The following is a 12,852-nucleotide window of genomic DNA, read 5'->3' as shown; positions in this document are numbered from 1 at the left end:
TATTTTTTTAATTAAAATAGCGATATATAATAAAAACTTGAAAATTTTAAAAGTTTTAGGAAATTAATAGATCTTAATTAAAAAAGTAAAAAAAGATTATAAAAATTGTCCAAAAAATAATAAAAATGTTTTAAAAAATACACTCAAAATAAAAATAACCCAAAAAGAATTGAAAGAATTAAAAACAATTACAAATTTATTTTATCATTTTTAAGTTATATTTTGATATTTTTTTGAAAAAAACGCAATAAATTAGAATAAAAAAACAATAACAAAGTAAAAATAAAATAAAAATAAAAGTTAGGAAAAAATAGGTTTAAATGTTCCTAAGTTTTAAAAAATATTCCTAAGTTTTAAAAAAAATTAATTTTTAGTTGTAAAAAACTAACTTAGAAAAAGATTAAAATAAAAGTTAATTTTTCCTAAAATTGTTCCTTCTTTTTTAAAAAGAAAGGTTTTTCAAAGTTAGGAAAAAGTTATTTTTTTTGTTCCTAAAAACTGTGGCTTTTTATGTTATTATTTTATTGAATAATTTTATTTTTTCTAGAAAAAACGTGAAAGCAAAAAAGTTTTAAAAATAGTTGTTAAAAATAAATTGTTTCCAAACTGTTAAAAATAGTTCCTAAAATGTTAATAAATTTTTCCTTAATTTGAGGAAAAAATAAAGTTAAAAGCTATTTTTTTTAGAATTAGGAACAAAAAAATGTGCTTCATAATAATAATAATTTAATAAAAAAATAATATAACAAATAAAAAACAATAATTAAAAGTAATATTAAAAGTAATATTAAAAGTAATATTAAAAGTAATATTAAAATGAATAATTATAATAAAATTTGGGAAATAATTTTAAATGAACTATCAAAAATTTACAGTGATGAAGTTTTTAAAGAAACATTTTCCAATATTAAAAAAATAAACCAAATTGAAGAAAAAATTATAATTTCAGTAGAAACTGAATTTATTAAGAATAAAATATATAAAATGTATTTTGAAAAAATCAAAAAAATAACTAAATTAAAATTTGAAGAAAAAATTATAATTGAATTTGTTTCAGAAAAAAATAAAAAAAATAGTAATTTTGATGATGAAAAAAAACATTTTGAAAATCTTAAAGAAAAATTAGAAAATGAGAATCAAAATTATTTTTCCAAAATTGAAAATAATGAAAATAATGATGAATTCCAAAATAATAAATATTTTGAAATAATTGAAAAAGAACAAATCAAAACTAAAACTGATAATGACACAAATGTTGAAATTGAAAATAGAAAAATAAGTTTTAATAAATACAATTATGGAAATACCAATCCAAAGTATAGTTTTGATAATTTTGTTGTGGGAAAAAGTAATAATTTTGCCTTTAAAATTGCCAAAAAAATTGCTGAAGAAAAAAAAGTAACTACCAATCCGCTATATATTTTTGGAAAAGCAGGAATCGGAAAAACCCATCTAATTCAGGCAATCGGAAATCATATTTTGAAAAAAACACATTCAGCCAAAAAAGTTCTATATGTAAAAGCTGACGGATTTATTGAAGAATTTACCAACCAATTAAGAAAAGCCAAAATGGAGGATTTCAACGAAAAATACCGTGATATTGATCTTTTATTAGTTGATGATATCCAAATTATGGCAGGTGCTACAAGAACTCAAATGGAGTTTTTTAAATTATTTGATTATCTTTATTTAAACCAAAAACAAATTGTAATTACAAGTGATAAACAAGCCTCAGAACTAAAAAATATTATGAGTAGATTAACTTCACGTTTTGAAGCTGGTCTTATGGTTGATATTCAAAGTCCTGATTTTAATCATCGTCTCAATATTTTGAAAAAGAAAATATTAGAATTTGAACCACAAAATCATTTGAAAATAAAAAAAGATGTCCTTGATTTGATTGCTTCTTCTTTTGTTAATAATGTTCGTGAAATGGAAGGAGCTTTATTAAGATTATTGAATTATGCCCAAACTTTTGGCTATGATATTGATATTAATATTGCCAATGAAGCTTTAGAACTTTTGATTAAAAGCAAAAAAAGTGTTTCTTATGATGAGGATGTTTTGGAAAAAATCAAATCAGTTGTTAGCAATTTTTTCAATATTTCAGTTCGTGATTTAATGAGTAAAAAAAGACAACAAAAATATACTTTACCGCGTCATATTGCTATGTATTTAATCAAAGAATTAAAAGATATTCCTTATAATATTATTGGTAGTTTTTTCAAAAGAAACCATTCTGCAGTTTTTAAAGCTTATCAAAAAATTAAAAAAAATTCTCAAAGTGATTATGAATTAAAAAAATCCTTAGAACTTATTTTGAAAAAAATTAATTCTTAATAAGTGAATTAAATAATAAATGAATTGAATAAAATTGAATAATAATTAAATTAAAAATGAATTAATAAATTATCTATATTTTAAAAAAGTATCTTTTAATTATTCGATGATTTTTAACTTATTTTAGTCTGTTTTTGAAATTGTAATATAAATTATTAAAAGTAAGTTAAATATCAATTAAAATAACTTTAAACGTGTTTAAATGCCATTATATAAAATAAATAATAAAGATATAAAATAAATAATAAAGATATAAAATAATTACTACAACAAAAAGATAAATGAGGTTTAATAAATGTATTTAGAAATTAATAAAGATATTTTTTTGGAACAACTTTTAAAAATACAAAAAATTTTACCCCAAAAAACTTTTTTCCCTATTTTTAATGCTCTCAAAATCCAAACACAAGAAAATAACTTAATTTTAGAAGCTAATAATGGCAATATTGCAATTAAAATAGAAATTAAAGATGAAAGTTTAAAAATTAAAAAACAAGGTAAAATTGCTTGTTTAGGGAGATATTTTATTGAAATAATTAAAAAAATTAGTGATTCTTTAATTAAAATTACTGTAATGGAAAATAATTTTTTAGTAATTAAAACTAGTTTTTGTAAATATAAATTAAAATTAATGGATGTTTGTGATTTTTTAGAACTTGATTTTTCTTTCCAAAAATTAGATTATTTTCAAATTGAAACTCATTTTTTCAAAAATATGATTAAAGAAATAAATATTTCTACTTCTAAAAATGAAAAAAGACCTATTTTAATGGGACTTAACTTGATTTATCAAAACAATTTTTTAAAAGCTTGTGCTACTGATTCTTTTCGAATGAGTCAAAAAAAAATCAATCTAGATATTAAATATCACAATTTTAATATTGTTATTCCTAATAAAAGTTTAGAAGAATTAAGTAAAATATTAGAACATTGTCAAAGTAAATATTTAAAAATTTATTCTGATACTCAAAAAATCTTTTTAGAAATTGATAATTTATGGTTTCAAACTTCACTTTTAGAAGGAAATTATCCCCAAATTCAAGAAATTAAACTTACAAATTTTCCTTTTTCTATTCATTTAAATAAAGATGATTTAATGAAAGCCTTAGAAAGAGTTTCATTGTTGTTTTCCAAAGAACAAATAAATACTAATATTATTAAATTTATTTTAACTAAACAAAATTCAATTGAAATTTCTTCTTCTAGTGAAAGTTTGGGAACTGCTTTGGAAAAAATTATTCCTTTAAAAGTTAGTGCAAATAGTTTCCAAATTGCTTTTAATGCTAAATATTTAGAAGATGTTTTAAAAGTTTTATCAGTTAAAGAAGTAGTTTTTTATTTTGATAATCCCTTAAAACCATTTATTATTACTACTTTGGAAAAAGATAGTTCTATTCATTTGATTCTGCCTATTCCTTTCGAAAATGATTGATATTGTTATATAATGGCAAGATAATAAAAAGAACAGTGTTAATCTTAATTGTCTAAATAAATGAAACAGTTAGTTATTAATTACTACAAATGATTTAATATTTAAACCAATATATTTCTTTTAGTTCTTTTTCAATTTCTTTTTTAAGGTTTTTAATGCATTGTTGTAATATATTTTGTTTATTTTGTTGGTTATAATTTTCGTTATCTTCTGTTACTTTTTCTTTGCTCCAAGTTAAAAATGAACTATACTCTTTTTCAATGTTTGGAAATATGTTTTTTTCATTTCTTGTTTCATATTTACCTACACAATTATCCCATGACATGCTTTTTAAATCATTTAATATTTCTTCAACAATTCTATCAAATTGAATTTGGGTAATCTCTTTGAGATTGCTTTCAAATGTATTTAATGTATTTGTATTTTGTTTTGTTTCTGGTTTTGGATCTTGCCAAAAAGTTGTTATCTCTAAACTAGAAGATGACGATTTATTTTTTTGATGGTTTATTTTTTGATGGTTTTTGTTCAGATGTTTTGGTTGGTGTTGTTTTTATTTGGGATGGCACTTTGTTTGGTTTTTTAAAATATTGATATAAAAGAAAACTGCAAACACTCAAAAAGCAGCAATAAATAAAAATAGTTAATATTTTTTTACATTTTGATTCATATTATTTTATTCCTTGCTTCCTTTTGAAAATTGTTTTCTTTTTTAAAAAATATTTTATCCCTTACTTTTATTTTACTTGTTTTTTTGCAAGAAAAATACTAAGTAATTATAATTTTATTAAGTAAATTTATTTATATAAATATTAATAGTAATAAAAAATGGTATAATTATCATAAAGATTATAAATTATCTTTTTATTTTTATTATAATTATATTTATAAAAAACAAAATAGGAGCAAATATGAAGTTTAAATTAAATTTTAAAGTAAAAGATATTAAATCCAAAATAACTCCTTTTAATATTTTAATATTGTGTTTATTTGTAGTGATTATTTTTTTAGGAGTTTCATATTTTAAATTTACACAACAAAATAAAAGAGATACAGAACAAGCATCAGATCAAAAAGTAAATTTATTATTAGATGAAAAAAAATTAGCGATTTAGAAAAATATTTAGAAAAAGAACAATTAAAAAATTTTTAAAAAGTAAAAAGTTGTCCAAAGTTTTGGAACACCTCAAACTAAATATATAATATATTCTTTTATCGTTTTAAATATTATTTTATTTTTAGGTGGGTTTTTGTTAATTGTAAAAACATATAAAATTAAACAATTTAAAGATAAAGAAGTAGAAATAAAAGTAAAATAAAAAATAATAAAAAAGTAGGATATAACTTTAAAACATTTAATTGAAAAAGGTCTTTCTTATAAACAAATTTTAGAACAATTAAAACCATTTTTTGGTGCTTTTGATCTTAAATATATTAAAAATAATGAAGGAAAACAAATATATACTATAAGTTATTTAAGACAAAAAAGGGATTATGAAGACAAAGAATTGGTAAAAGAAGGTTTTAATGTAAAAGATTTTAAAGAAATTGGTTACCAACTTCCTCAATTAATAGAAATTTTTAGTTTAAAAAAATTAAATAAATCAGGTTATAGTTTGGAAGAAATAAAAAATTTAGATCCTCAAACAGAAAGTTTTTTATTTAAAACAATTTAGTGCAAGAGATTTAAAAGATAAAGTTGGTTTTACTTTGCAAGAAATGCAATTATATAATTATAATCTGAAAGATTTTGCCAAAGGTGGCATTATCATACAAGAAATAAAAGAAACATCAATATATATAAATCCTCCTAAATTAAAAGAAACAGGTTTTACTTTTCAACAAATTAAAGAAGCGGGATATACACTTGATGATTTAGGATACAAATATGAAACACCAAATCCATTGCAAAATTAAACATTTATTCCTTTTCAAGAATTAAAAGATGCAGGTTATGATGCAAAAGATTTTAAAAATGCTAAATATCCAGCACAATATTTGAAAAATAATGGTTTTTCTTTGAAAGAATTAATGAATGCTGAATATAGATCATTTGATTTGAAAATAGCTGGATATATATTAGAAGAAATTAAAGAGTGTTTGACAAACCATCCAAATTCTTATTATAATATACAAAATATAGAACAAAATTATTATACTGAAAATGTTCATAATTAGATTTTAATTATATAATCCGTACTATCTTGTTTTTTATCATGTTATAATGGTGGTAATAAATAATTTTGGTTTTTCCAAAACCAAAACTTTAATTCTTTTACCTGTGTATTTTATTAGAAACTAATCATTATAACTTTTTTTGTAAAAAAGTGCTCAGCAATTCTAAATTTATTTCTATTTTGGTTATTATAGGTAATTTATTGACAAAAAAAGATTATCTTAATTGATAGTCTTTTTTAATATTATTCATTTTTTTACCAACTAAAAAGAAAGTAGTTTCTACTAAAATAATTGCAATTATTCCATCCATTATATAATGTTGTTTTAAAACAAAAGTAGAAATAAAAACTAAAATAGCACAAAATAATTGTCCATAATTTAATATTTTAGGGATTTTCTTTTTATTTTTTTGGCGAAAACCAATATAACATAAGAAACTTAAACTAACATGAAAACTTGGTAAATAATTAAAATGCAAACAATCATATTTATATAAATTTTGAATTAAAAAATCTACAAAACTTTTGTTTTCCTTAAATAAAAACTTATCCAACATTTGAACTGGGAAAACAAAAAATAAAATTAAACTAATAGCTAAAATTATAAAATAAGAAATGAATAATTGAAATATTATTTTTTTATCTAAATATTTATATATCAAATAAGGAGCAATTAAAAACCACCACCAGCAGCTTATGATATAAATATAAATAAAATATTTAGAAAATTCCCAACTAGGGAATCCACTGCTTCCATTAATATTTAAATTTAATATTTTTACCCAATAATTATTAGTTTCTTCATTACCATCTTCTTTAATTCGAATAATTGTTTTAAAAAAACCATTTTTATTCTTTTCAATTATATATAAAGAACCAAACCAAGTTATGTGTTGAATTAAAACAATAAATAAAAACCATAATATATATTTTTTAAGATATTTATTTTTACTATTTGTTTCTTTTTTTTCTAAATTGTTTCTTTGTAAAGTTTGTTTTTTCATTTTTAATAATTTAAACTCCTGTTATTTTTGTTATTTATAATATTGGATTTTATAATGATAATTTATTAAGAATTAAAAAAACGATATAAAAAAATAATAAAAATAAATTATTTTATAAAATTAAAGAAAACAAAAAAATAAAGAACCAAAATACTTAAAAAATAAAACCACCTTTTATATTTTTTGATAACTACAATATCATTATTTTTGATGATTTTATTTTTTAAAATAATTGTATAGAAACTAATTATTAATATCATTATAGAAGTTAGAAAAGCATAAAACAATAACATAAACTCGTTAATTTCATATTTTGTTATTTCTCTCGAATAAGGATTTAACTTTTCATTATCAATTTTTATAAGTATAAACATTATTAAAAAATAAATCAAAGGATATATTATTCCTACATATTTTTTTTTTAATTTTATTATGCTTTTGTTTTGGAAAAAATAATAAAATATAAACATCAAAGATAAAATTTTGTGTTCAAAAAAATAATTAATTTGCAAAGTACCTGTTTTTGTTTCAATTAAACAAAAAAACATCACTATTAAACAATTAATCAAACAAACAAAACTTAAATAAGGGTAATATTTTGATTTTTTAAATTTATTATTTAAAGATAAGAGTAAAAAGATATTCACTGATAATGTGTTTTGTCTTGTGAATAAACATAAAGTAAAAAAATTTCTTTTATTTTTATCATATGAAATTGTATCAATAGCCAAAAGAGAAGTGATACAAGAAATAATTAAAGGCACATAAACTAAAAACTTTTTTGAAAAAACATTTTTTGCTTTTCCGTTTGTATTTGTATCTAAATTATTTTTATACATAAACATAAAAAATCCTTTATAATATTGTTTTTTAATTTTTAGATAAATAATATTTGATTAATTTAGAAAAACTTTTACTTATTTTTTTAATCCTTTTTTATTTTTAATAATTTTTTTATTTTTAATAATTTTTTTATTTTTTGTTAGTATAATGTTGTTTTTAAAAAATTATTTAAAAGTATAACAGTAATATTATAACATTTTTATATTTTTGAAAGTTTCTTTTTTTAAAATATGATTTTTATTAACTCTAACTATTTTATTTATTTAGTCAAATTAATATTTATTTTTTTTGCTTACTTTATTTTACTAAGTAATAATTTATCCTTATTTTACCTTTGAACCTTATTTTTGCAATATTTTTTGTGGTATAATAAACTTGTATTTACAATTTTAATTTATTATGTAGTTCAAAATAAGTTAATAAAAAACTAATAAAAACAAATTTACAACAGATATTAAAAATTCAAAAAAACAAAACAATTAAAAAAACACCTTAAACAAATACATTCTATCAAACATTTAGTAATTTAAAAAATTTAATAATATCAAAGAAATCCTAAATATAAATAAATGCAGACAAACGGAAAATAAAAATGATTACTGAAATAACTAACATAAAAGAAGCTATTTTGTGGATTGAAAAAAGAGAAATTTTAGGCATGCGTTTAGGACTTTTGCGTGTTTTGGCTTTGTTAAAATTATTACATCATCCTGAAAAAAAATTAGCTATGATTCATATTGCAGGTACTAACGGCAAAGGTTCAACTGTTAATTATTTAAGTTCTTTATTGCAACAAAGTTGTTCCAAAGTAGGAACTTTTATTTCTCCTCATATTCAAAATTACAATGAAAGAATTAAAATTAATGGCGAGACTATTTCTTGTAATGATTTAATAATTTGGGTTCGTAAAATTAAAAAGTTAGTAGACCAAGCAAGTCCCAATTCTGCTTTATTTAGCATTACTCCGTTTGAAATTATCACCGCTATTGCTTTTGATTATTTTTATCATAAAAAAGTTGATGTTTGTGTAATTGAAGTAGGTTTGGGAGGTCTTTTAGACAGTACCAATGTTATTTATCCCATTCTAACTGGAATTACTACCATTGGCAAAGATCACGAACATATTTTAGGAAAAACTCTTAAAGAAATTGCTTTTCAAAAAGCAGGAATTATTAAACCCAAAATTCCCTTAGTTACAGGAAATATTTCTCCAAAAGCTTTTTTAGTTATTGAACAACAAGCCATCAAAAACAAAGCTCCCATTTATAAATTCAAAAAAGATTACAACATAACTTATTTAGGAATGCAAACTTGGCAAGAATGTTTTAATTTTAAAACAAAACAAATCACAATAAAAGCCATCAAAACTCCTTTAATAGGAAAATATCAACCTGAAAATGCTGCAATGGCAATCCAACTTTATTATTTATTTTGTCAGCTGAAAAAATTTCCTTTCTTAGAACAAAATGTTTTTACAGGCATTAGCAAAACTCAAATTCCAGCCAGAATGCAAAAACTAAATTCAAATCCTTTAATTATTTTAGATGGTGCTCACAATGTGCATGCCATAAGAAAATTAGTCCAAACAACAATCAAACAATTTAGTAACTACCGCATTTCTATTTTATTTTCTGCTTTGGAAAACAAAAATGTAGTTTCTATGTTGTACCAATTATTAAAAATTCCCAAAGCCCACATTTATTTAACAACTTTTAATCATCCAAATAGTATTGAATTAGTACAAAAATATTTGTTTATTGCTCCACAAAGAATTACAAAAGTTTTTGATTGGCAAGACAAATTGAAGGATTTTTTACAACAAAACCAAACTCAAAATTGTAAAGATTTATTGTTAATTACAGGCTCTCTATATTTTGCCTCAGAAGTAATTCATTTTTTTGATATTTAAATATTTTTAATATTTTAAAAACATCAAATTTAATTTACACAACTTTAAAAAACTTAAAGAGGAGTCAAAAATGAAAATAGGTTTTTTTACTGATACATACTTACCAATTATTGGAGGTATTCCTATCTCTGTTAAATCTCATAAAGATAGTTTAGAAAAATTAGGACATAAAGTTTATATAATTACTCCTCAAGGACCTAAGAATTATGCAGAAAAAGATGCTTCAATAATAAGAATTAAAGGAATACCAATACCTTTTAAAGGTTTTGAAGGTCATCGTGTCGTATTGAGGTTCAAAAAATATTTATCTCTTGTAAAAGATCTTAATTTAGATATTATCCATATTCATACTGAATTTCCTATGGGTAAATTAGGTATTTATGCTTCTCAAAAATTAAATATACCATCCGTTTATACTATGAACACCATGCACGAATATTTTTTTAATAAAAGCAAAAATATTGGAATAAAAATATTTAAATTATTTTTTATATTAGCTAATAGAAAAGCTTTAAAAAAATTTATTTCCAAAACACATTCTACAATTGTTCCTACTCATAAAATTTTAACTTTATTAGAAAAAGATTACAATATCAAAGGAAAATATAATGTTGTTCCTACAGGAATCAATTTAGAACAATTTTATTCCCAAAATCACTCTTTAGAAGAAATTCAAGCTTTAAAAGTTAAATTTAATTTAGTAAATGATTTTGTTTGTATTTATGTAGGTAGGTTGTCGCCTGAAAAAGACATTTCTTATTTGATTAGTGCTTTTGCTTCTTTTTGTCAAAATCATCCTCAAAGTAAATTTGTGATTGTTGGCGATGGTCCTGAAAAAAAAGCTCTCCAAAAACAAGTAAAACAATTACAAATCGAAAATAATGTTTTGTTTTTGGGATTTGTTCCTTATGATAATTTAGGAATTTATTATCAATTGGGAAATTGTTTTTTGAGTGCTTCTTTATTTGAGACTCAAGGTTTAACTTTTGTAGAAGCGATGGCATCTTCTTTGGTTTTGTTAGCTAGACACGATCAAGCATTAGATGGTTTAATTGATAATAGAAATAATGGTTTTTTTTATCATCAAAAAGAAGAATTAATCCATTATTTAAGTCTTTTATACAATGATAATAAAAAAACTAAAACAATGTCTATGAATGCCAAAAACTCAATACTTAATTATGATCAAACAAGTTTTGCTTCTAAAATGATCTCAATTTATAAAGAAGCGATAAAAAATAATAAAGAAAACAATAACCAAAACAATAACCATAATTAATTATTTTTACCCTTTTTATTATTTTTCCTTATTCCCTAATTATTTCAACTTTTTAGTTATTAAAAAATATAAATTTATTTTTTATTTTTGTTGCTATTACTATTACAATTTGCTATGTTTTCATTAAGATAAAAAAGTATGACAATGACAATAATAAGGAGGTTTTTTGCTTGAAAATAGGAATTTTTACCGATTCATATAAACCTTTAATTAGTGGTGTTGTTGTTTCTTGTGATTCTCTAAGAGAAGGTTTGGAAGCTTTGGGACATGAAGTCTATATTATTACAACTAACTGTCCAAAAGTCAAACAAGAAAAAGATTCTCGCGTAATAAGAATTAAAGGAATGCCATTGCCTTTTAAAATTTTTAAAAATCATCGTTGGGTTTTAAGTTATAAAAAACATCTTTTTAAAATCAAAGCCCTTAATTTAGATGTAATTCATGTTCATACTGAATTTGGGGTAGGTTCTTTAGGGCTTTTAGCTAAACAAAAATTAAATTTGCCTTTAGTTTATACAGCACACACAATGTATGTTGCCTTTTTTGATACTCAAAAATCTTTTATTGTTAAATGTTTTAAAAAACCCATTTTAAAATATGTAGACTATCTTTTTACTAAATTTATTTTTAATAGTGATGTCAATATTTTGCCTACTAAAAAAGTGTTGTATTTTTTAAAAAATCGCTATTCTAATAAAGTTAATGATACTTCTAAAATCAATTATCAAATTGTTCCAACAGGTTTTAATTTAGAAAAATTTTATTATCACAATCATTTATCAGAAAAAGTTTTTTCATTAAAACAACAATTAGGACTTAAAGATTCATTTGTATGTCTTTATGTAGGAAGAATATCTGCTGAAAAAGAAATTGATTATTTGATGGACGCTTTTACTTCTTTTCACCTTCAAAATCCCAAAAGTAAATTTTTAATTATTGGTGATGGACCTGAAAGAAAAAATTTAGAAAAAAAAGCCCAAAAACTTAATTTAGATGATAAAATCATTTTTTTAGGATTTGTTGCTTATGATAAGTTAGGAATTTATTATCAATTAGGAAATGTCTTTATTAATGCATCTTTATTTGAAACTCAAGGACTTACATATATTGAAGCACTAGCTGCTTCTTTGCCTTGTGTAGTGCGTTTTGATCAAGCATTAGAAGGAGTAATTAAACATGAACAAAATGGATTTTTTTATCATAACCAAGAACAATTAATTACAATTCTTACTTCCTTATACCAAAATCCAGATAATTTTAAACAATTATCATATCAAGCTCAAAAATCAGTTAATTTATATACTCAAAAGACTTTTGTAACTAATGTTTTAGAAGTTTATAATCAAGCTATTGATAATCATAAATTAAAAAAACAAAAATTAATTCAACATCAAAAAGAAACTTCAGATAAGATTTAATTATAAAGAACAAAAAAAAGATCAAATTATTTATTTTTAATAAGTAATTTGATCTTTTAATATTTTATTTATTATGATGTTATTTTGAAAGTTTTCAAAAAATTATTTTACTATTTTGAGAATCTAAATATATTTCTACTAATTGAGATACAATAAAAACACTTATCCAAAACCATTTTTTATTTGATAAAGGTATTTTATCATACCAATTTTCTTTATAAGTTCCTTTTGTTTTTATTTTTGAATACACTTTTATTTTAACTAAAAAAAACACTTAATAAAACAACAAATTATTTATTTTTCATCAATTTTATTCACATCTTATTTCATTTTTACAAAAATTCCCAACTTTAAAATTACTTTTTTTATTTTTTTATTACCTTATCCAACTAAAAAACCTATAAATAAAACAGTTTTGTCATCTAATTAACTCAAAAAAATATTTTTTTTGTT

10 protein-coding genes are annotated in these 12,852 nt (G+C 21.1%); 8 read left to right on the top strand and 2 right to left on the bottom strand.

The genetic code is table 11. From position 1 onward, the window contains the following. Nucleotides 1-816 precede the first annotated feature (816 nt). Nucleotides 817-2,340 (top strand): chromosomal replication initiator protein DnaA, encoded by a 1,524-nt coding sequence (gene dnaA / locus AACP42_RS02785; protein ID WP_212775451.1) that lies wholly within the window; start codon nucleotides 817-819, stop codon nucleotides 2,338-2,340. A gap of 295 nt (nucleotides 2,341-2,635) precedes the next feature. Next, nucleotides 2,636-3,772 (top strand): DNA polymerase III subunit beta, encoded by a 1,137-nt coding sequence (gene dnaN / locus AACP42_RS02780; protein WP_339332575.1) that lies wholly within the window; start codon nucleotides 2,636-2,638, stop codon nucleotides 3,770-3,772. A gap of 94 nt (nucleotides 3,773-3,866) precedes the next feature. Here the strand turns inward: dnaN and AACP42_RS02775 are convergent, their stop codons facing one another. Further along, on the bottom strand, nucleotides 3,867-4,097 hold the full coding sequence (locus AACP42_RS02775) for a hypothetical protein (protein WP_212508977.1): 231 nt from the start codon (nucleotides 4,095-4,097) through the stop codon (nucleotides 3,867-3,869). Nucleotides 4,098-4,680: 583 nt separating this feature from the next. On the opposite strand from AACP42_RS02775, the gene AACP42_RS02770 reads away from it, so the two are divergent. From AACP42_RS02770 to AACP42_RS02760, 3 genes are all read left to right on the top strand, one after another. Beyond that, nucleotides 4,681-4,884, top strand: a complete 204-nt coding sequence (locus tag AACP42_RS02770; RefSeq protein WP_212508976.1) for a hypothetical protein — start codon at nucleotides 4,681-4,683, stop codon at nucleotides 4,882-4,884. Nucleotides 4,885-5,277: 393 nt separating this feature from the next. After that, entirely contained in the window at nucleotides 5,278-5,445 is a 168-nt protein-coding gene (locus tag AACP42_RS02765) for a hypothetical protein (protein WP_212775453.1), read from the top strand. 43 nt (nucleotides 5,446-5,488) lie between these two features. Then, complete coding sequence (locus AACP42_RS02760) at nucleotides 5,489-5,686, top strand: hypothetical protein (protein WP_339332267.1); 198 nt, start codon at nucleotides 5,489-5,491, stop codon at nucleotides 5,684-5,686. A 475-nt stretch (nucleotides 5,687-6,161) separates the two neighbouring features. Here AACP42_RS02760 and AACP42_RS02755 read toward each other — a convergent pair whose 3' ends face one another. Next, a complete protein-coding gene (locus AACP42_RS02755) occupies nucleotides 6,162-6,950 on the bottom strand; it encodes a phosphatase PAP2 family protein (RefSeq protein ID WP_212775454.1) in 789 nt (262 codons plus the stop codon). A gap of 1,435 nt (nucleotides 6,951-8,385) precedes the next feature. Between AACP42_RS02755 and AACP42_RS02750 the strand changes: the two genes are divergently transcribed. The 3 genes from AACP42_RS02750 to AACP42_RS02740 all read left to right on the top strand — a co-directional run bounded on the left by AACP42_RS02750 (nucleotide 8,386) and on the right by AACP42_RS02740 (nucleotide 12,399). Further along, nucleotides 8,386-9,702, top strand: coding sequence for a bifunctional folylpolyglutamate synthase/dihydrofolate synthase (locus AACP42_RS02750; protein WP_212775455.1), 1,317 nt, complete (start codon nucleotides 8,386-8,388; stop codon nucleotides 9,700-9,702). Between the two features lie 70 nt (nucleotides 9,703-9,772). Beyond that, the gene (locus AACP42_RS02745; protein WP_212775456.1) at nucleotides 9,773-10,981 is read left to right on the top strand and encodes a glycosyltransferase; all 1,209 of its coding nucleotides are present in this window, start codon (nucleotides 9,773-9,775) and stop codon (nucleotides 10,979-10,981) included. 170 nt (nucleotides 10,982-11,151) lie between these two features. Then, on the top strand, nucleotides 11,152-12,399 hold the full coding sequence (locus AACP42_RS02740; RefSeq protein WP_212775457.1) for a glycosyltransferase: 1,248 nt from the start codon (nucleotides 11,152-11,154) through the stop codon (nucleotides 12,397-12,399). Nucleotides 12,400-12,852: the final 453 nt, after the last annotated feature.

Source organism: Hydrangea phyllody phytoplasma (genome assembly GCF_036985185.1).
GTDB classification, from domain to species: domain Bacteria; phylum Bacillota_I; class Bacilli_A; order Acholeplasmatales; family Acholeplasmataceae; genus Phytoplasma; species Phytoplasma asteris.
The sequence above is the reverse complement of the archived record's forward strand: the minus strand, read 5'-3'. Positions and strand labels throughout refer to the sequence as shown.

What these genes read in the sequence shown, in the direction of transcription:
- AACP42_RS02755 (WP_212775454.1), bottom strand. Translation starts at nt 6,950, where the DNA reads ATGAAAAAACAAACTTTACAAAGAAACAATTTAGAAAAAAAAGAAACA.
- dnaA (WP_212775451.1), top strand. Translation starts at nt 817, where the DNA reads ATGAATAATTATAATAAAATTTGGGAAATAATTTTAAATGAACTATCA.
- AACP42_RS02750 (WP_212775455.1), top strand. Translation starts at nt 8,386, where the DNA reads ATGATTACTGAAATAACTAACATAAAAGAAGCTATTTTGTGGATTGAA.
- AACP42_RS02760 (WP_339332267.1), top strand. Translation starts at nt 5,489, where the DNA reads ATGCAATTATATAATTATAATCTGAAAGATTTTGCCAAAGGTGGCATT.
- AACP42_RS02745 (WP_212775456.1), top strand. Translation starts at nt 9,773, where the DNA reads ATGAAAATAGGTTTTTTTACTGATACATACTTACCAATTATTGGAGGT.
- AACP42_RS02770 (WP_212508976.1), top strand. Translation starts at nt 4,681, where the DNA reads ATGAAGTTTAAATTAAATTTTAAAGTAAAAGATATTAAATCCAAAATA.
- dnaN (WP_339332575.1), top strand. Translation starts at nt 2,636, where the DNA reads ATGTATTTAGAAATTAATAAAGATATTTTTTTGGAACAACTTTTAAAA.
- AACP42_RS02775 (WP_212508977.1), bottom strand. Translation starts at nt 4,097, where the DNA reads ATGTCATGGGATAATTGTGTAGGTAAATATGAAACAAGAAATGAAAAA.